20 protein-coding genes, 1 tRNA gene and 1 riboswitch are annotated in these 20,415 nt (G+C 37.9%); of the genes, 4 read left to right on the top strand and 17 right to left on the bottom strand.

Going from position 1 to position 20,415, the window contains the following annotated elements:
- Positions 1–78: 78 nt before the first annotated feature.
- The 11 genes from glmU to trpS form a co-directional block, all read right to left on the bottom strand.
- Positions 79–1,464 (bottom strand): bifunctional UDP-N-acetylglucosamine diphosphorylase/glucosamine-1-phosphate N-acetyltransferase GlmU, encoded by a 1,386-nt coding sequence (gene glmU, locus CP352_RS06855; RefSeq protein ID WP_005725374.1) that lies wholly within the window; start codon positions 1,462–1,464, stop codon positions 79–81.
- A gap of 46 nt (positions 1,465–1,510) precedes the next feature.
- Positions 1,511–2,341, bottom strand: a complete 831-nt coding sequence (gene purR, locus CP352_RS06860; protein ID WP_061204400.1) for a pur operon repressor — start codon at positions 2,339–2,341, stop codon at positions 1,511–1,513.
- A gap of 108 nt (positions 2,342–2,449) precedes the next feature.
- Positions 2,450–2,707, bottom strand: coding sequence for a Veg family protein (locus tag CP352_RS06865; RefSeq protein ID WP_013085757.1), 258 nt, complete (start codon positions 2,705–2,707; stop codon positions 2,450–2,452).
- Positions 2,708–2,768: 61 nt separating this feature from the next.
- Positions 2,769–3,653, bottom strand: a complete 885-nt coding sequence (gene rsmA / locus CP352_RS06870; RefSeq protein ID WP_065989840.1) for a 16S rRNA (adenine(1518)-N(6)/adenine(1519)-N(6))-dimethyltransferase RsmA — start codon at positions 3,651–3,653, stop codon at positions 2,769–2,771.
- Complete coding sequence (rnmV, locus tag CP352_RS06875) at positions 3,643–4,209, bottom strand: ribonuclease M5 (RefSeq protein ID WP_005718476.1); 567 nt, start codon at positions 4,207–4,209, stop codon at positions 3,643–3,645. The genes rsmA and rnmV overlap by 11 nt, the downstream gene beginning before the upstream one ends.
- On the bottom strand, positions 4,196–4,963 hold the full coding sequence (locus CP352_RS06880; protein ID WP_065989841.1) for a TatD family hydrolase: 768 nt from the start codon (positions 4,961–4,963) through the stop codon (positions 4,196–4,198). Before CP352_RS06880 ends, rnmV begins: the two co-directional genes overlap by 14 nt.
- Positions 4,963–6,939, bottom strand: a complete 1,977-nt coding sequence (gene metG / locus CP352_RS06885; RefSeq protein WP_065989842.1) for a methionine--tRNA ligase — start codon at positions 6,937–6,939, stop codon at positions 4,963–4,965. Before metG ends, CP352_RS06880 begins: the two co-directional genes overlap by 1 nt.
- A 98-nt stretch (positions 6,940–7,037) precedes the next feature.
- The gene (gene mgtA / locus CP352_RS06890; RefSeq protein ID WP_098034897.1) at positions 7,038–9,704 is read right to left on the bottom strand and encodes a magnesium-translocating P-type ATPase; all 2,667 of its coding nucleotides are present in this window, start codon (positions 9,702–9,704) and stop codon (positions 7,038–7,040) included.
- Between the two features lie 83 nt (positions 9,705–9,787).
- A riboswitch (M-box (ykoK) riboswitch) is annotated at positions 9,788–9,951 on the bottom strand.
- A gap of 51 nt (positions 9,952–10,002) precedes the next feature.
- A complete protein-coding gene (locus CP352_RS06895; protein ID WP_198995330.1) occupies positions 10,003–10,587 on the bottom strand; it encodes a TPM domain-containing protein in 585 nt (194 codons plus the stop codon).
- Between the two features lie 13 nt (positions 10,588–10,600).
- Positions 10,601–11,080: a ComE operon protein 2 gene (locus CP352_RS06900; protein ID WP_089150893.1), complete on the bottom strand. Its 480-nt coding sequence runs from the start codon at positions 11,078–11,080 to the stop codon at positions 10,601–10,603.
- A 15-nt stretch (positions 11,081–11,095) separates the two neighbouring features.
- Positions 11,096–12,118 (bottom strand): tryptophan--tRNA ligase, encoded by a 1,023-nt coding sequence (gene trpS, locus CP352_RS06905; RefSeq protein WP_089145437.1) that lies wholly within the window; start codon positions 12,116–12,118, stop codon positions 11,096–11,098.
- Between the two features lie 117 nt (positions 12,119–12,235).
- Here trpS and CP352_RS06910 point away from each other — a divergent pair, with 117 nt between their 5' ends.
- Both CP352_RS06910 and CP352_RS06915 read left to right on the top strand, forming a co-directional pair.
- On the top strand, positions 12,236–12,829 hold the full coding sequence (locus CP352_RS06910; protein WP_005718467.1) for an SOS response-associated peptidase: 594 nt from the start codon (positions 12,236–12,238) through the stop codon (positions 12,827–12,829).
- Positions 12,830–12,838: 9 nt separating this feature from the next.
- Positions 12,839–12,909: transfer RNA gene (locus CP352_RS06915), tRNA-Gly, on the top strand.
- Positions 12,910–12,956: 47 nt separating this feature from the next.
- Here the strand turns inward: CP352_RS06915 and CP352_RS06920 are convergent.
- Both CP352_RS06920 and greA read right to left on the bottom strand, forming a co-directional pair.
- The gene (locus CP352_RS06920; protein WP_089146833.1) at positions 12,957–13,619 is read right to left on the bottom strand and encodes a CPBP family intramembrane glutamic endopeptidase; all 663 of its coding nucleotides are present in this window, start codon (positions 13,617–13,619) and stop codon (positions 12,957–12,959) included.
- 79 nt (positions 13,620–13,698) lie between these two features.
- Positions 13,699–14,160: a transcription elongation factor GreA gene (gene greA / locus CP352_RS06925; RefSeq protein WP_005724077.1), complete on the bottom strand. Its 462-nt coding sequence runs from the start codon at positions 14,158–14,160 to the stop codon at positions 13,699–13,701.
- A 241-nt stretch (positions 14,161–14,401) separates the two neighbouring features.
- On the opposite strand from greA, the gene CP352_RS06930 reads away from it, so the two are divergent.
- Both CP352_RS06930 and CP352_RS06935 read left to right on the top strand, forming a co-directional pair.
- Positions 14,402–14,827 carry an Hsp20/alpha crystallin family protein gene (locus tag CP352_RS06930; protein ID WP_089143458.1) on the top strand — a complete coding sequence of 142 codons (426 nt, stop codon included), beginning with the start codon at positions 14,402–14,404 and terminating at the stop codon, positions 14,825–14,827.
- Positions 14,828–14,969: 142 nt separating this feature from the next.
- On the top strand, positions 14,970–16,286 hold the full coding sequence (locus tag CP352_RS06935) for a C1 family peptidase (protein WP_057726219.1): 1,317 nt from the start codon (positions 14,970–14,972) through the stop codon (positions 16,284–16,286).
- Positions 16,287–16,381: 95 nt separating this feature from the next.
- Here the strand turns inward: CP352_RS06935 and CP352_RS06940 are convergent, their stop codons facing one another.
- The 4 genes from CP352_RS06940 to opp3b are packed head-to-tail and all read right to left on the bottom strand — an operon-like array spanning position 16,382 to position 20,390.
- Positions 16,382–17,326: an ABC transporter ATP-binding protein gene (locus tag CP352_RS06940; protein WP_005718459.1), complete on the bottom strand. Its 945-nt coding sequence runs from the start codon at positions 17,324–17,326 to the stop codon at positions 16,382–16,384.
- 20 nt (positions 17,327–17,346) lie between these two features.
- Entirely contained in the window at positions 17,347–18,405 is a 1,059-nt protein-coding gene (locus tag CP352_RS06945; protein ID WP_089143459.1) for an ABC transporter ATP-binding protein, read from the bottom strand.
- A 15-nt stretch (positions 18,406–18,420) separates the two neighbouring features.
- Positions 18,421–19,452: an ABC transporter permease gene (locus tag CP352_RS06950; RefSeq protein ID WP_005729325.1), complete on the bottom strand. Its 1,032-nt coding sequence runs from the start codon at positions 19,450–19,452 to the stop codon at positions 18,421–18,423.
- 8 nt (positions 19,453–19,460) lie between these two features.
- A complete protein-coding gene (gene opp3b / locus CP352_RS06955; protein WP_005718454.1) occupies positions 19,461–20,390 on the bottom strand; it encodes an oligopeptide ABC transporter permease in 930 nt (309 codons plus the stop codon).
- Between the last annotated feature and the right edge of the window lie 25 nt (positions 20,391–20,415).

The raw sequence follows: 20,415 nt of genomic DNA on the forward strand, positions 1-20,415 counted from the left end.
TCTCAATTATTATTTTGCAATAAGTATTTAGCAATTCTTAACAAAAAAGCACTAGCTTGATACACTAGTGCCTTATTCTTAATCCCATTCTTTATCTTGAGAAAGAGGAAGCTTATGCCAATAATCTGGCTTATTAACTTGACGGCCACGGCCAATTGCCATGTCATATTTATTAACGTCCTTAGTAACAGTGGTATCAGCTGCAATAAAGGCGTGATCTGCAACATTAATTGGAGCAATCAATGTTGAGCCAGCGCCAATAAAGGCATGATCACCAACATTAGTATGGAACTTCTTTACACCATCGTAATTAGAGAAGATCGTACCACAGCCAATGTTAATGTCTTTACCTAAGGTAGCGTCTCCAACATAAGTCAAGTGACCTACTTTAGTATTTTCACCAATCTCAGCCTTCTTAATTTCCACAAAGTTACCAATATGTGCACCTTTGCGAATAATTGCCTTAGGACGAAGGTGTGAATTAGGACCGATATCAGTATTATCGTCCATTTCAGCTTCTTCAACAGTTGAAGAAGTAACAGTGACATTATTACCAATCTTAGAATCAACGATTCTTGAACCACTAGTAATGTAGCAATCACTACCGATTTCTGTGTTTCCTTTAATCACAACATTACCTTCAATTACAGTGTCGTTGCCAATCTTAACATCTGCATCAATATAAGCAGTATCAGGGTCGATAAATGAAACACCATCACGCATATGTTGTTCATTAATTCTTCTTTGCATAGTCTTAGTAGCTTGAGCTAATGCAATACGGTCATTAACGCCAAGGCTTTCACTAAAGTCAGGCATCTTGTAAGCACCAACGCGTTCACCACTATTGCGCAAGATTTCTAAAACATCAGTTAAGTAATATTCACCTTGAGCATTGTCATTATTAACGTGCTTCAATGCTTCAAATAATTTTTTATTGTCAAAGCAAAATACACCAGTATTGATTTCTTTTACTTTTAATTCTTCTGGTTTACCATCTTTTTGTTCTACAATTCGTAAAACATTGCCTTGATCATCACGAATAATTCGACCATAGCCAAATGGATTTGGAGCTTCCGCGGTCAATACAGTTGCAGCATTGCCTTTTTCTGCATGATACTTGAATAGTTCATTAAATGTATCAGTTGTGAAAAGTGGTGTATCACCAGTAACTACTAAAGTAGCACCATCTTTGTCACCCAATTCTTCACGCGCAGTCATTACGGCGTCACCAGTACCTAATTGCTTTTCTTGGAAAGCAAACTTAGACTTGTCTGCCAGTACTTTTTCTACATCGCCAGCACCTGTACCAACGATTGTAACGATTTCTGCAGGATTAACGCCTTGAGCTGCATCAACAACATGCTCAACCATGGTTTTACCACAAACTTTGTGTAAAACCTTGTACAACTTTGACTTCATTCGTGTGCCCTTACCTGCGGCAAGAACGACTACATATTTTTCCATTAATATTAACCTCTTAATAATCAAAACTTGATTCTAGTATACCATTTTAGAAACGGTCAAAATCAGTTTCAGTTAAGAAGTTACCAGGTTCTGCTACAATCAGCTTTTGGGCAGTATCAATTTCACTAATTTTTATTAATGAAAGATAGTTCTTAATCAGCTTTTCTTTGTCAAAATCGGCTTCACAGAGTACACAAACGCCGGCAATAGTACCATCGAATTCCTTAACTAATTCTTCCATTCCGGTTAGGGTACCGCCACCCTTCATAAAATCATCGACAATTAAAACTTTAGCTTCTTTTTTAAGAGCACGAGTCGGTAATTCCATCTTCGATACTCGAGACAACGATGAAGAAATATAGTTAACAGAAACAGTAGCACCTTCTGTTACCTTTGATCGCTTTCTAGCTGTAACAAATGGTACATCTAAAAAACGAGCAACTGCTTGGGCTAAAGCAATCCCTTTTGTTTCAACTGTCATGACAGCATCGATTTCTTCATAAGCATAATGAGTAGCTACTAATTCACCAATTTTACGTAAATCTTGCGTATTGCCTAAAATATCTGACAGATACACAAAACCACCGGCTAAAATTCTACTTGGATCCTCAATCCTAGTTGATAAATCTGACAAATATGCTTCCGCGTGTTTTTTACCTAAAAATGGAATATAGCGCACGCCACCAGCTGCACCGGCTACAGTCTCCAAAATACCATCTTGATTGCTGGCAAGAGTGTGCTTCAAAATAGCTAAATCTTCTGAAATAGATGACTTAGCAGCGCCGTAACGCTTAGCAAAGAATGGTAGTGCAATTAAAGTATGGGGACGCTCCATTAAATATTTGGTCATGTCCACCAATCTTTCTGAACGTTTCATGAAATTTCCTTTCTAATGTTTGGTTTATACTTAATTAATATACTCTAAAGGGCAAAAAAAAGCACTAACATTTTAAATAAATGCTAGTGACAATTTCAAAAATTGTGTTTAAGCTTCAGCCTCTTCAGCTTCATCATCAAACTCTAATGCAATATTCTTAGTTAGTAAATCGGTATAACTGTAAGAAACATGTTTAAAATTATTTTGATGTTGGTCTAAATCAACCACAAACACTGCAGGGAAAGTCTCTCTTAGAATCCCCCGTCTCTTAGTAACTTTCTTACGACCCGCTTGAGCTACTACTGTTAAAGCATCACCTAAGTGAGAATCCAACTTATGTTTAATTGTGATAATTGATGTTGGCACTAAACAACAGCTCCTTTACGTAAATTATATCACAAATATATAATAAATTCAATATTAGGCATTACTTTGCAGGAATAAATTTAGCAATCTTAATGAATTGTTCAATTGTTAGGTCTTCAGGCCGAATTCGTGGTTCTACACCTAATTCTGTAATCAATTCATCTCGTTTGGTTTTATCTGGCAATAATGACTTTAAGTTATTGTTCAGTGTCTTTCTTCTTTGTGAAAAGCACATTTTCACAACCCAAATAAAGTGCTTGCGATCTTCAATAGCAGGCTTTTCTTTTAGCGGAGTCAAAACAACTACACTAGAATCAACTTTAGGTCGTGGCATAAAGGAATTACGCCCCACTTGTAAAGCAAGCTTAACTTTCATTTCTGTTTGAACAGAAATCGTTAATGGGCCATAATCCTTGCTACCTGGTTGAGCTTCTAATCGCTCTGCCACTTCTTTTTGCATCATCAAGGTCAGCGAAGTAAAGTGCAAGTCAGATTCAGCTAAAGCAAAAATAATCGGTGTCGTAATGTAGTATGGTAAATTGGCTACAACTTTGATCGGTTTAGTGAAGTCAAAAAAGTCACCAATATCTTCTTTAAAATTAGCCTTTAATACATCCTTAAGCAAAATCTTAAAGCGACTAGCCAAAGGCTGATCATCAATTTTCTTAGGCAGTTCATTCTGTAAAATCGTAGGTAAGCTATCATCAACTTCATAAGCAAAAACTTTAGCGCCTGCCAACAGTAGTTGCTCAGTCAAAGAGCCAATACCTGGTCCAATTTCAATGACTTGATCATCTTTTTTTATCCCAGCAGCTTCAACAATACCTAAAATAGCAGTCTGATCAACTAAGAAATTTTGCCCTAAGTTCTTTTTAGCTTTGACAAAGTAACGGTTAACAATTGCTTGTGTTCTAACTGGAGAGCCAATTGGAATATTATTTGTCATTTTCTACCTCCTTGACAGCTGCCTTTAATTCAGCTAATGAAACGCCAAAAGTATGCAAGCGATTATAAAACTGCTTGGAATTGCCATAGCCAACTCGTAATTTAATGCCTACTTGTTCACGTAATTTTCGTGAGCCGCTACCACCAGCTAAACCTAATTGCCGATAAATTGCTGGAGTTAAATCACTTTTTTGCGGTTCAACCTCATGCAAATCACTTAGTGCATGCTCAAGTGCTTCTTTTGAAGCATGTTCTACACCTAGACTCCCCTTTTTATGAGGTTCGCCTTCCTTACGGGTAATAAAAGCTTGCTTTGCATCAGGAACAGCTTTAGTTACAATGCGCCGGATTCTTTCGCCATTAAAGTCAGGATCAGTAAAAACAATAATTTGCCGACTCTCACTTAATTTTTGGATTTGCTTCAATACTTCATCTGAAACGGCTGATCCATTAGTCTCAATTGTCTCGATTCCTGGGAAAAATTGTTTTAAACGGATGGTATCGTCTTTCCCCTCAACAACGATTACCGCATCAAAATTCTTTTTATTTAAGCCCATAAACTCTCACTGTGTTCTTATAAGTAGCATCCGCCACTTTTTCTAGTGGAATATCCTTCAACTTAGCAATTGCTTCTGCCACATAACGTACGTAGCCAGTTTCATTTTGATGACCACGATATGGCTTAGGCGTTAAATATGGCGCGTCGGTTTCAACTAAAATTCGGTCAAGTGGCGCAGCTTTTGCACTCTCGTGTACTTCCGTAGCCTTAGTGAAAGAAACAACACCTGAATATGAAAAGTAAACATTCAAATCCAAAAACTTATTTAACCAGTCAACACCACCGTTAAAACTATGCAAAACAGCACCATATTCCAGATTGCTATTTTTCAAGATGTTATAACAATCTCCAAATGCATCCCTAGTATGGATATCAACCGGCATCTTCAAGTCATGTGCTACTTCAATTTGCCGCACAAAAACATTACGCTGTACGTCGCGCGGCGATTCATCCCAATAATAATCTAGTCCGATTTCGCCCATTGCAACTACCTTAGGCTGCTTCAATTGTTCAATTAGTTTATCTTCAGCCTGTTGATCATAGTCTTTAGCCACATCGGGACAGTAACCGACCATCGCATAGACATTATCAAACTTTTGTGCTAAGTCAACCGCTCTTTGATTAAAGTCGGGATCTTGCCCCGCACAAATAACCTTGGTTACATCAAGTGCTTTTGCTCGTTCTAAATAATATTGTTCCTTGCCGCGAAACGGCTCGTCATTCAAATGAGTATGATTATCAATGATCTCCATTAGCCGAGTTCAGCCCCAACTGCATGTTCATCACCAACAAGAGCTAACTTAATTTTGCCATGCTTTTCACTTGATAAGAGCATCCCTTCACTAAGGTGACCCAGCATCTTACGTGGCTTTAAGTTAGTAACAGCTAAAACCTTTTTGTCTAATAGCTCACTTGCATCTGGATAAAACTTGCGGATACCACTCAAAATTTGGGTTTCCTTGCCATTACCAAAGTCCAGCTTGAACATGAGCAACTTGCTTGAGCCTTTAACTGGTTCAACTGACAAAATTTGGCCTACTTGGATCTTAACCTTGTCAAAATCGTCAATGGTGATTTCGTCATTCTTCTTTTGTTCACTTCTAGTGGTCTTCTTTGGCTTAGCTTTAGCCATTTCATCCTTGATGTACTTAACTTCTTCGTCCATCTTAAGTCTTGGGAAGATTGGTTGTGGCTTTTCAATTACCTTAACATCCCAATCAAAGTCACCAAAGGCCAAATGCTTAGCGTCTTCATTGTCCCAATTTAAACCAAGTTGCTTGAACATAATTGGTGCAGTTTCGGTCATTACTGGTTCAATCATAATAGCAATTAAACGCAAGCTTTCAGCCAAGTTGCTCATGACCTTGCTAAGTTCTTCCTTTTTACCTTCTTTGTTCAAAGCCCATGGAGTAGTTTCATCAATATACTTGTTAGCACGAGAAACCAACTTCCAAATATTGTCTAATGCCTTAGAGAAGTGAAGTGAATTCATATTTTCTCTGTAATCATTAATGACACTAGCAGCTGTATCTTGCAAGTCTTTGCCAAATTCAGCTTGAGCAACAGGAACTGCATCAACATGACCAGCTTGATATTGATTAATCATTGACACGGTTCTGTTAAGTAAGTTACCCAAATCGTTGGCCAAGTCATAATTAATTCTTTCAACAAAGTCTTCTGGTGTAAAAATACCGTCATCGCCAAATGGAAGAGCACGCATCAAATAGTAGCGAAGTGGATCAACACCATAACGACTAGTCAATGATTCTGGATAAACGGCATTTCCCTTTGACTTAGACATCTTGCCATTTTTCATTAATACCCAACCATGGCCGATAATGTGCTTAGGAAGTGGCAAATCAAGAGCCATTAACATAATTGGCCAATAAATAGTGTGGAAACGAACAATTTCCTTACCTACCAAGTGAACGTCTGCAGGCCAATATTTCTTAAACAATGAATCATCGTCTGAACCATAGCCCAAAGCAGTAATATAGTTAGACAAAGCATCGATCCAAACGTAAACCACGTGTTTAGGATCACTTGGAACAGGAATTCCCCAGTTAACAGTAGTCCGGGTAACTGATAAATCTTCCAAACCTGGCTTAATGAAGTTATTAAGCATTTCCTTTTCACGTGAATGAGGCAAAATGAAGTCAGGATGTTCCTTGTAGTATTCTACTAAGCGGTCTGCGTACTTACTCATCTTGAAGAAATAAGATGGTTCTTTAACTAGGCGTACTTCATGACCACTAGGTGCCTTACCGCCGATCACATTACCATCATCATCTTTATAGACTTCAGCTAATTGTGATTCAGTGAAGTATTCTTCATCTTCAACTGAATACCAACCAGTATATTCGCCTAAATAAATATCGCCTTTCTTTAACAGCTTTTCAAAAATCTTTTGGACAGCTTGAACATGTTGTTCATCAGTAGTTCTAATAAACTTGTCATAAGAAATGTTAAGGCTCTTCCATAATTTTTTGTAAGAAGCAGCCATCTTATCAACAAACTCTTGTGGCTTGATTCCTTGTGCTTCAGCCTTTTGTTCGATCTTCAAGCCATGTTCATCAGTACCAGTTAAAAAGAAAGTATCATAGCCTTGACTACGCTTATAGCGAGCCATTGTATCAGCTGCGATAGTAGTATAAGCATTTCCGATCGTTAAACGACCAGATGGATAATAAATTGGGGTTGTAATATAAAAAGTATCTTTATCAGCCATTGATTAATCAAACTCCTTTAATCGTCTAAAATATCTATTTTATTTTAACATGCAAAAAAAGGAATTGGGCTAAAACCACGAATTCCTTTCAATATCAACTAAAATTTTTCTTTTCTCAAATATAAATGTTTTACTAAAGTTGTCAACAAAACATAAATTACTTCTAGCAAGAGGACTACACCCCAAAAGCTAAATGGCAACTGCATTAAGCCCAAACTTGGAGCAATGCTCGAAGATGGCAACATCGTTCCTAAAATTGCCAAACCAAAGGTTACCAAAAAGACAATTGGCGTTGCATGTTGTTTAAGAAATGGGAAACGCTCATCTCTTAAAGTATGAATAATCATTACCCTAGTCCACAGAGATTCCACAAAAATTCCAGAATAGAACAAAGAAATGAAGACCCAGTGGTGGTAATTAGAGCCAACCAAGTAAGGACAAATTACGTAAAACATTAAAGCCATCGCAATAAAGTCAACAATTGCCGGAATTGGACCAAAGTTTAAGACAAATTTTGGCCACATCCTGATTGACCACTTTTGCGGTTTTTTGACATAATTTTCTGAAACACTGTCAAAGGGGATAACTAAACAACTTAGACTAAAAAGCAAATTTAAAATTAGAACCTGCAATGGTAAAAGTGGCAAAAACGGCAACAGTAAGGAAGAAACAGCCATTGCGATAATACTGCCCATATTGGTAACCAAGAATGTTTTAATATACTTCATCGTATTAGAAAAGACTTTTCTGCCGATCATGATCATTTCTTCAAGCAGCTGCAAATCTTTTTGTTCAAATACAATATCAGCAGATTCTTTAGTGATATCAACCGAGCTATTCGAAGTTACCGTCACATCCGCCACTTTCATCGCTAAAGCGTCTTTATTGCCATCGCCCATATAACCGACAGTATGACCGTTGGTCTTCAATGCGTTAATAATCTTTACCCGCAGTTCTGGCGTCAAATGAACAAAAATATCACATTTTTCCACGATTTCTTTTAATTCTTCAGGACTGGCTTCATCGATCTGTTTTCCATCATAAACCGTATCGACGTTTAAACCCACCTGCAATGCGATCGCACGTGTAACTGCTTCGTTATCACCAGTAAAAATTTTCACGTCGACATTATCGTTCTTTAAATCCTCTAAGGCTTCCTTGGTAGTCTCTTTAGGCGGATCCAAGTATGCTAGATAGCCAATGATCGTCAAATCATGCTCATCTTTGGCAGAAAACTCACCTACTGGAGCAGGATTAAGCTTATAGCCGACAAGCAGGACTCGCAAGCCATCATCATTTAATTCATTGATCTGATTTAAAATTCTTTCTTTCCATTCAGAAGTTAAATCTTCAACTTTGCCGTTGAGTTCAACCTTATTAGAAATAGCCAGCATCCCTTCTGCTGCGCCTTTAGTTACTAATAAGTGCTGTCCATGGTGTTCATCATTATCAACGACCACAACGCTCATTCTTTTTCTAGTGTAGTCGAATGGAATTTCATCAATTTTGTTGTAGTCACGTTGAATTTCATTTACGTCTAATTCATCACCAGCGGCATCAATTACTGCCTTGTCAATTAAATCTTTGACCCCAGTTTGATAGTAAGCATTCAGATATGAAAATTTCAGAATCTGTGGCGTTTCTTGCATATCTAAATCGTAGTGGCGCTCTAACACAACTTGGTTTTGCGTTAAGGTGCCTGTTTTATCAATACAAAAAACATCGGTAGAACCTAAATTCTGAATTGCATTCATCTGCTTAACTACAGCACCACTTTTTGACATTTCCAGTGCGCCTTTAGTCAAATTAGAGTTAACAATAATCGGCAGCACCTCTGGTGTCAGGCCAACAGCCGCAGCTAAAGCAAAAATTAAGCTTTCTCCCCAATCGCCTTTAGTCAAGCCATTAATGACAAACAGTAGTGGGATGATAATTGCAGTAGCGACAATCAAGATCTTAGCTAGTTGTTTCATTTCACGATCAAACAATGTAGTTTTTACTTTTTTACGTGAAATGGCTTGGACTTCTTTACCAAAAACGGTGTGATTACCGATAGCAAAAACAATTCCGGTTCCAGAGCCAGACACAATCGTCGTCCCTTCATACAAGATGTTAGGATAGTTTAAATAATCATTGCTCATGCTCGGCTTAATTATTACATTCGCTACTTTTTCAGCTGGTTCAGGGTCACCATCTAAGTAACTTGATGAACAAAAGAGGTCCTTGCTAGTTAGCAATTTCATATCCGCTGGAATCATGTCGCCGGCCGATAAATTAATTACATCCCCAATCACTACTTCATCTGTGGGTAGCTCGACATTGTGTCCATCACGCCGAATATTCGTAGTAACCGATACCCGATTGAGCAACTGATCTGTTACTCTAGCAATCTTAATCTTTTGAATAAAATTAACCAGCACTGACACAATTAACATAATAACCATCACAATAATTGTGATTGAGTCACTATTGCCTTGTGGTATCAAAATATAACTGGTAAAAAGCGTTAGCAAAGTTAATACTAATAACACTACCGTAAATGGTGTCGCAACCGATTCCCAAAGCAAACGCCATTTAGAAGCATTGGTATTAGTGATAATCTCGTTTTGACCATATTCTTTACGGTTTTCTTCAGCCTTATTAGTCGAAAGCCCTTCAGCACTCGCCTGTAAACGCGCCAGCGTCTCGCTACGCGATTCACGTGCAATACGTTGAATACTCTGAATATCAATATTCGATCGCTTCTTGCTAGCTGCTTTTAACATCATTTGCTCCCTTCTTTAATTGGGACAAGCAAAACAAAAAAGCCACCTGTAATTTCTGCAGGTGACTTTTGCCAAACAAGGCTCTGTCATACTCGTCGTTCAGTTTTAACACTACGTGACGTAAGCACATGCTAGCTATCTGGATCTCGCCTTAAGTCGACGACACCTATTTAACCCGTTGGCATCTCTGGATGTTTCTGGGCGATAGCGTGTGTTCACGTAGGAGTCTCACCTAACAGTTTTTCGCTAATTATGTCTACAAAAAGTGTAAGGACAAAATGCAAATAAGTCAAGCCGACTATTTCTTAGAAATTGGATCACGATGACTAAATCTACGCAAGAAATAAGTAATTCCCGCAATTAAAAATGCCAGTGCCAGTGCGATTGGTAAAGCTACACTATGTGGACGCGCGACTTTATTTTGTTCTGCTTGCGTCAAATCATATTTATCAAGTGCATATTGATATTGTTGATCAACTCTAGTCGCACATGCCCGAAAGACGAAGCGAATTCCCTTGTTAAAAGTTGCATTATTTTGACTACGCAATTTATCTACTTCAGCACGCAAGATATTGCCCCGAGCGACCTCGGTGAAGGCACTATGCAAATCTTTAGTTGAATAAATTTGCACATTACGCTTTTTACCTTTCTGTCCTACCACAATAAAGACCGTTCGCTTAGAATGATCTAGCATCTTAGGTGTTAACTTATTCGGCCTTTTAACCGTTATAACGACAATTTGCGGTTGTTCTTTAGTCTGAAAATAGCGATTATTTTTTTCCGTAACCAAAGTGCGAGTTTCTTTATCTAAAATATGAGCATGATCTTCAATATTTGGCTGGACAAATCCTGTCGTTATTAAAAATACAGTTACTAGTCCCATTAACCAAATTAAATTAATTCTCGTCTTCTTCAAGTTTATAGGCCAAGCTTTCCACGTATTTGCGATTAATCTTAATCTGTTCATAAGGCACCCCGCTATCATGAAGTAGTTGCATCGCCAATGGATTATCGCGATAGTCAAAATAATAGTTAATTTTTTTCACGCCTGCCTGCAACAAGGATTTGCAGCAATTATAGCAAGGAAAATGTGTCACATAAATCTCGGTATTTTCTGTAGAAACACCAAACTTAGCACACTGAATGATCGCATTCATTTCTGAATGAATAGTTCTAACGCAGTGACCATCAACCATTTGATGACCCACATCGTCACAATGCGGTTGCCCTGAAACAGAACCATTATAACCAGTGCCAATAATCCGATTATCTTTTACTAAGACGCTACCAACTAATGCGCGATTACAAGTAGAGCGTTGCGCAATTACTAGCGCCTGCATCATAAAATATTGTTTCCAAGGAATTCGATCGTGCATAACTTTACCTCAGCCTTATCTATTCTTGAAATAGTTCAAACCAATTGCGTCACGGACTTGTTCAAGTGTTGCATTAGCCACTTTATTAGCCTTTTTTGAACCTTCCAGAAGCATTTCATAAACCGCATCTTCATCTTGAGCAAACTTTTCGCGACGTTCACGAATTGGTGCAAGCTCTGCTTCAAGGACCTTGTTTAAGTAACGCTTAATCTTAACGTCACCTAAGCCACCCTTTTGGTATTCTGCCTTAAGTTCTGCCACCTTGTCCTTATCTGGATCGAAGACATCAAGATATGTAAAGACAGTGTTACCTTCAACCTTACCAGGGTCTTCAACGTGAATATGGTTAGGATCCGTGTACATTGACATAACTTTCTTTTGAACTGTCTTTGTATCATCAGCAAGATAAATCGCATTGCCAAGTGACTTCGACATCTTCGCATTACCATCAAGTCCTGGCAAACGTCCTTGACCTTTAGGTGGGAAATAACCTTTAGGTTCAACCAAAACATCACAATTATAAACACGGTTAAAAGTCCTAACGATTTCACGTGTTTGTTCCAACATTGGTTCCTGGTCATCTCCAACAGGAATAACGGTTGCTTTAAAAGCGGTGATATCAGCAGCTTGAGAAACTGGATAGTTTAAAAAGCCAATTGGAATAGAGTCTTTGAAATCTTTTTGCTTAATTTCTGTCTTAACAGTTGGATTTCTTTCAAGCCGAGCCACAGTTACTAAATCCATGTAGTAAGCAGTCAATTCAAATAGAGCAGGAATTTGTGATTGAACATAAATAGTTGATTTAGCTGGATCAATACCAACAGCTAAGTAATCTAAAGCTACTTGGATCAAACTATTGCGAATTTTTTCCGGATTACGAGCATTGTCGGTCAAAGCCTGTGTATCCGCAATCATAATATATGGATCATATTTACCTGAATTTTGTAATTTTACTCTATTCTTTAATGAACCGATATAGTGACCAATGTGCAGCTTACCAGTAGGACGGTCACCAGTTAATAAAATTTCTTTCGTCATCTTTTTGCTCTTTTCTAATTTTTAAGTTTATTTTTTTATTAATATTAATTGTTTAATTACCTAATTTTAACAAAAAATAGGCTATGATTAAACTAGCCCTAAAGAAAGGAAATGCGTATGTGCAACCAGTTTCGTTTACCTAATTTAAAACAAATTCAACAATATCTCAAAAGCGATCTTGACCTGCCCTTAGTTACACCAAATTTTGACATTCAAGCACAAGATATTTTTCCTAACCAAGTAGCACCTGTTTTGCTTTATCAAAATGGTCAATTGCAATTAAGCAACAAAAAATGGGGCTATCCAAGTCCCGTTGATCCAAAAAAGCCTTTATTTAACGCTAGAATTGAGCGATTTTATGATTCAGCGCCTTCAATGTGGGACAAATCCTTTGCCAAGCAACGTTGCTTAATCTTAACCGAAAAATTCTTTGAATACGCTAAAACTACCCATATTGCTGAAAACGGTCGTAAATACCATGATCGCTACGCCTTCCGCACTAATCAACCACTTACCTTAATTGCAGGTATTTATGATCAGGATTATTTTTCAATGGTTACTACCGCGCCTAACAAAGATATGGCGCCAATCCATAATAGAATGCCTCTAGTTGTTATGCCCAACGAACTACGCCGCTGGCTTTTTCAAAATTTTACCAGCTTAATTGATCGTAAAAGTGTTGATCTTCAAATAGAAAAAATGCTAAAATAAAAACATATTGCGGGTATAGTTAAATGGTAGAACGACAGCTTCCCAAGCTGTAGATGCGGGTTCGATTCACGCTATCCGCTTTTTTTATACAAAAATAAGGATGAGAATTTTTCTCATCCTTTTGTTTTTAAATCATAATCACTGTAAGTACGCCACTAACTACAGCTAAGTAAATTGGCATCAATAATGTTTGTGTGTACATATAGCTCCAAGCAAACACCATGCCATAAATTGCATCAATAATAAAGAGTACTACTGAATTTTGAAAGTTCAGTAAGCTATAAATCAGACCTGAAACAATGATCCCCATAATTGCAACTTGCTTAGTATTTCGCCGAAAAGCATAATTGAACAAAAAGCCAGTCGCCAAAAATTCTTGTAGGATTGGTAATACAATTCCTTGGACAACGATTAAAAACCAAAACATGTTAACTGATTCACTTTTGGCATATATCAATTGGAAATCATAATGACTAATCCTGCCATATGATTGTAAGTATGAAATCGAAATCTGTGTAACTGTAATCACTAATGTTAATAGAACAACAGTTGACAAACTGCCCAACCATGGAAGTTTAAGATCACGGGCAAAAAAGCGTTGCTCTCGATTGAAACGATAAACATAAAACAACAGAATCATGGCTGCAACTAAGCCGAATAAAATCAAATCCCAAATATGAACCGGAGATTTTCTAGTAACTAGCTTTACTACTGCAAACACAGCGACATAGCCAGCTAAATAAACGGCATAGCGGATCACATTACCCTCTCTTGATCGTGGCGTATTCAAATTCTTCACTCCTACTCTGAATTGTATCCTACAAAACCCATATTATACCAGAAAAAGACAGTTTATTATAGTTCTCAACTTATTTAACTTCCACAATCGTTACTTGATATTCACCTGCTGGTGCCGCCACCGTTGCTGTTGTACCAGCCTCCTTTTTCATGATTGCTTGACCCAATGGAGAATCAAAAGAAACCTTGCCAGCAGCAAGATCCGCTTCCATTCGCCCAACTACTTTGTATTCTTCTGTTTCATCATCGTCATCAAACTTAAGCACAACGGTCTTTCCTAGATCAACCTTACCATCATCTTCAGCTTTAACAATTTCGGCATACTTTAATTGTTTGCCTAGGTAACGCAGACGACTTTGTAAGTGACCTAGATCACGTTTTGCTTCAGTATATTCAGTATTTTCCGAAAGATCACCTAAAGCTCGTGCAGCCTGCAAAATTTTAATTCTACGTGGCCGATCTTTTTTTAATCGAGCAATTTCATCCTCAATTTGTTGATAGCCTTCTGGAGTCATTTTCTGAAAATATACCATTTCTATTTCACAAACTTTCTTTATTTTTTTATACGTAATAATTATCTACAATCTCAGAATGTTATTGTAGCAGCGTTATCAGTCTAAAATTAGCACTATACATTTTTGAGTGCTAATTTGTGTCATTTCTATAAAAAGCGACTACAATAAACAGTGTAAGGAGAAAAGAGATCAAGAAATGAGTTGATCTTTTCCTTATATTCTAATTAAGCAAATACAAAAATGAAAGGAAGTTTTATTTATGGCAAACGATATGATGAATCGGCGCAACGACATGATGGATGCAATGAATGATTGGTTTGGTTTTCCAAGAAACTTCTTTGACGATAATGAAATTGAAAACATTATGCAATCTGATGTTGCAGAAACTGATAAGGACTATCTAGTTAAGATTGACATGCCTGGCATGGATAAGCAGGATATCAACGTTAACTATAATGACGGTACGTTAAATGTCAGCGGCACAAGAAAATCATTTAAGGACACTAGCGATAAAAATAGAAATATCATTCATAAGGAAAGAAGTGAGGGCAGTATTTCTAGAAGCTATAGATTACCAAATGTAGTTGCAAGTGAGATTCATGCAAAGTATGATAATGGTGTATTGACCATCACTTTGCCTAAGGAAACTGCCGGCGATGATGGCAATTCTATAAAAATTGATTAATTTATTAGGTTTATGCAAGAGGTCTAATAAGTTAACGGATTAATAATTCTCTACAAGCGAGTTCTAATTGAACCCGCTTGTATTTTGCTTTAAAATAGAGTTAGTTTAGAAAAAAATTATAAAATTAAAAAGGAGATTTTTTATGGCTCATGAATTAACTGTGCAAGAACTAGAAAAGTTCTCTGCCGAATTTAATAAAAAACCTGAAAATAAAGTCGTTGCTCGTGCAGCTCAACGCAGTGGTGTACTTGAAGCATCTTATAATGATCGTGTTCAAGGACAATTAACCCGCGTCTTTTCAACCGAACTTGACACCAACAACGTTACTAATCAAAAGCATTCAGGTCGTTGCTGGTTGTTCGCAACTTTGAACGTTTTACGTCATGCTTTTGGTAAAAAATACAAGGCTAAAGATTTCACTTTCTCACAAGCTTACAACTTTTTCTGGGACAAGATTGAACGTGCCAACATGTTCTACAACAGAATCTTAGACAGTGCTGATATGCCACTTGATTCACGTCAAGTTAAGGCTGACTTAGACTTTGCTGGTAGTGATGGTGGACAATTCCAAATGGCTGCTGCTTTAGTTGAAAAATATGGTGTTGTTCCTTCATATGCTATGCCAGAAACTTTTAACACCAACGATACAACTGGTTTTGCTACTGCTTTGGGCGATAAGTTAAAGAAGGATGCTTTAGTATTGCGCCATTTGAAGCAATACGGCAAAGATGATGAAATTAAAAAGGTTCGCGAAAAATTTTTAAGCGAAGTTTACCAAATGACTGCTATCGCAGTAGGTGAACCACCTAAGACTTTCGATCTTGAATATCGTGATGATGATAAGAAATATCATTTAGAAAAGAACCTTACTCCACTTGAATTCTTGCATAAGTACATGGGCGATGTCGATTTTGATGACTATGTTGTTTTAACCAATGCTCCAGATCATGACTATAACAAGCTTTATGGTCTACCATCTGAAGACAACATCGAAGGCTCACTGAGAATCAAGCTTTTGAATGTACCAATGGAATATTTGTCCAGCGCTGCTATCGCTCAATTAAAAGACGGCGAAGCTGTTTGGTTTGGTAACGATGTTTTACGTCAAATGGACCGTAAGACTGGTTACCTTGACACTAATTTGTACAAGTTAGATGACTTATTCGGCGTTGACCTTAAAATGTCTAAAGCAGACAGATTAAAGACCGGCGTCGGTCAAGTGTCACATGCCATGACTTTAGTTGGTGTTGATGAAGACAACGGCGAAGTTCGTCAATGGAAAGTTGAGAACTCATGGGGCGATAAATCTGGTGTTAAAGGCTTCTACGTCATGAATAATGAATGGTTTAAGGACTATGTTTACGAAGTTGTAGTCCACAAGAAGTACTTAACTGAAAACCAAAAGAAGCTCGCTGAAGGTCCAATCACTGACCTACCAGCATGGGATTCATTAGCTTAACGAGCAATGATCATATAAAAAGGCGATCCATATCGGATCGCCTTTTTAGCATAAATATAATATTAATATAGAGAGAGTTGCATTAGATTTGGTATCTAATTTTCGTAGCTTGCCGCTACTTCTTCGTAATGCTTGACTTCATCGTCAGAGCAGCGTACGAAGTGTCCTGGACGAATTTCATGCATTGAGCGTTGCTTTCCGTCCATTTCTTCTTTTTGAGCGTCATAAGGAATCCTTGTCCGGCTCCGCTCAACTTCTGGATCAGGAATTGGCACTGCAGAAATCAAACTCTTCGTGTAATCATGAAGTGGTCGATCATAGACGTCATCGGCTGGACCTACTTCCAGTAGTTTACCGTAGTGCATTACACCAATTCGGTCAGAAATAAACTTAACCATTGATAAATCGTGGGCAATGAACAAGTAAGTTAAACCACGCTTTTTCTGTAATTCAATCATCAAGTTAACTACTTGAGCTTGAATTGATACGTCTAGAGCTGAAATAGGTTCGTCTGCAACAATAAATTTGGGCTCTACGGCTAAGGCGCGAGCAATCCCGATTCTTTGACGCTGACCACCTGAGAATTCATGTGGAAAACGGCTAGCATGACTTGCATTTAAGCCAACAGTTTCCAATAATTCCTCTACTCTCTCAGTTCGTTCATCTTTATTTTTAACCAAATGGTGAATATCTAATCCTTCAGCAATAATGTCCTCAACAGTCATTCTAGGATTAAGTGAAGCATAAGGATCTTGAAAGATCATTTGTGCATCCCGTGTAAAAGCTAGTTTGTCTGCACGACTTTTTAAATCTGCTACATTTTTGCCTTCAAAAATCACTTCGCCACTAGTTGGCTTATACAATTGCAAAATTGAGCGCCCAGTAGTTGTCTTACCAGAACCAGATTCACCTACCAAGCCGAAAGTTTCACCTTCATAGATATTAAAGCTTACATCGTCAACAGCCTTGGTGACATTACGACCATTTTTAAAGTATTGTTTTAGATGTTTTACTTCCAAAATTTTCTTTTTTTCTGGCATAAAAATCTCCTTTACCGCGACTAGTTAACCTCTGGCAGTTTATCTTCTTGTTTCATCAAGTTATATTTTTTCCAGCGACGTGTAATTTCAGCTGGTGGTTCCACTTTAGGTGCACCTGGTGCTAAAAGCCAGGTTGCAGCATAGTGAGTATCAGTTACCTTGAAAAATGGTGGCTTTCTTTCCACATCAATCTTCATGGCATACTTATTTCTTGGTGCAAAAGGATCACCCTTGGGCGGATCAAGCAAGTTAGGAGGCGTACCTGGAATCGACTCCAAAGTATCACTGTTTAAAGTAGGCATTGAATTGATTAATCCCCAAGTATATGGATGCTGTGGATCATAAAAAATTTCATCAACACCACCGAATTCTAAGAATTCACCAGCGTACATTACAGCTACTCTATCTGCCATACCGGCCACCACGCCCAAGTCGTGCGTAATGAAAATAATTGAGGTCTTAACCCGCTTTTGCAAGTCTTTCATCAAGTCCAAGATTTCAGCTTGGACAGTCACGTCTAGAGCTGTAGTTGGTTCATCAGCCAGCAAAATCTCTGGCTCACAAATTAAAGCAATCGCAATTACGATTCTTTGTCTCATCCCACCTGAAAACTGGTGAGGATATTGATTAATTCGTTCTTCTGCATTTGGGATTCCCACGGCCTTCATCATTTCCAAGGCTTTAGCCCAAGCTTCTTTCTTAGAGGCACCCTTATGTTTGATTAATGGCTCCGCAATTTGCTGCCCAATCTTCATAGTTGGGTCAAGCGAAGTCATTGGATCCTGGAAAATCATCGAAATTTCATTCCCACGAATTTTTTGCATTTCTTTTTCAGATAACTCTAGCAAATTTTTGCCGTGGAAATCAATCTCGCCGCCCTCAATCTGAGCATTTCGTGCTAACAGACCGATAATACTTCTGGTAGTAACCGACTTACCTGAACCTGATTCTCCTACAATTGCGAGCGTCTCTCCCTTATTTAGGTGAAAGGAAACGTTACGAATAGCTTTAACCTCACCAGCATAAGTGTGGAAATCAATTTTTAAATTTTTAACATCTAAAACTCTTTCTTCTGGCATTTAGGTTAATCCTTTCTATCTTTGTCCCCGTGGATCGAAGGCATCACGCAAACCATCACCTAATAAGTTAAAGGCAATCATCAACACACACAATACGATTGCTGGATACCACATCTGATATGGCAAGAATTGAAAATTCTTTTGTCCTTCGTTCAAAAGTACACCTAGTGAAGTTTCTGGGGCTGAAATACCGATTCCGATGAAACTTAAGAAGGCTTCGAAGAAGATAGCAGTTGGAATAGTATACATCGTTTGAATAATGATGATACTTGAAAGGTTAGGCACTAAGTGTTTCCAAGCAATTTTCCAAGGTGATTCACCTAATGATCTAGCTGCCAAAACATATTCTTCATTTTTCAAACTCAGAGTTTCTGCTCTAACTTGCCGCGCCATTGTTGTCCAACTTGAAATAGCAATTGCCAAGATAATTGACTTAATACCTGGTTTTAATACCACCAACATCAAAACTACAATGATCAAATTGGGTACGGAGGAAATAATTTCGATTATCCGCTGCATCACGTTATCGACTCCCCCGCCTTTCCATCCGGACACTATTCCGTACGCGACCCCGATAGTTAAATCAAAGAAAGCTGCAACTAAAGCGACGATCAATGAAATCTTTGTACCATAGATAATTCTTTGTCCCAAAGATCTGCCTAAATAATCTGTACCTGCGATAAAATACTTATCTTTAGGCACACCATTTTGAGCATAAGCATCAACCCACTTGCCATTTTGCTTAATCTTACCGTTCAACCCGTTAATTGCGCTCATTCCTGGCACTTTAGCAGGCAAATTGGCATATTGTGGGTGCGATTTAACTAAAGTAGATTTATTGATGAATGGGGTTGAACCAAAAGCTACTACAATCATCAAAATAACAATAATTGCAGAAATAATAGCTGCTTTTCTCTGCTTGAAGCGAAGCCAAACATTTTGTGCAAACGATAAAGATGGACCTGCAATGTTTTCGTTATCCTGTGCTTCATCTTTTGGTAAGGGTTCAAAGGCATCTGCAGGAAGGTTTAATTTTTCTTCAGTCATATTGTCTTCTAGGCCTCGCTTTCATCTAATCTAATTCTTGGATCAATTAATCCATAAACAATATCAGTAATCAACAGAATTACTACTAATCCAATACAGTAAACCATCGTAATTCCCATGATTGTTGGATAGTCGTTAGTCAAAATCGACTTAACAAATTGTTCACCAATCCCAGGAACGTTAAAGATATTTTCAATAACCATTGAACCAGTCATCAAGGCTACAGCATAAGGACCAATCAGAGTTACTAATGGAATCATTGAATTACGCATTGCGTGTTTTCTAATAACTTCCATTCTGCTCAATCCCTTGGCCTTACCTAACTCAATATAGTCACTACTTAAGGTATCAACCATACTGGTTCGGATAAACCGAGCTGTTTCCGCAAATGGTCCAACTGCCAAAGCAATCGTTGGCATAATCGTTTGAGAAAATTGCCCCCAACCAGCAATTGGGAACCAACCTAGCTTTAAACCGATGTAGTATTGAAGCAAAACTGCTAAAACAAAGTTAGGAACTGATTTACCCAAAATAGAAATTACAGTAGCAGTTGAGTCAACCCAAGTACCCTGTCTCATAGCAGCAATTGCCCCAGCGATTACGCCAAGGACAACTCCCAAAATTAATGCTTGTAAACCTAATTGTACTGACGCACCCAAACGCGCCCCAATTAATGAAGCTACCGGTTGGTTACTATATTGGAAGGATGTCCCAAAATCACCGTGAAGCATCCCCGCAATATAAATCAAATATTGTTGCCAGATAGGTTTATTTAAACCATACTGTTGATCCATAATTTGCCGCTGAGTTAGCGTCATCTTTGCTTCATTAGCATAAGGTGAACCCGGCATCAATTTCATTAAGAAAAAAGTTACCGTAGCCACGATAAGCAAAGTGAGGATCATATAAAATATACGTTTTAATAGGTATCTAGCCATATTAATTGCTCCCTCATTTTATTTT

Source organism: Lactobacillus sp. UMNPBX1, assembly GCF_002554085.1.
GTDB lineage: Bacteria > Bacillota > Bacilli > Lactobacillales > Lactobacillaceae > Lactobacillus > Lactobacillus crispatus.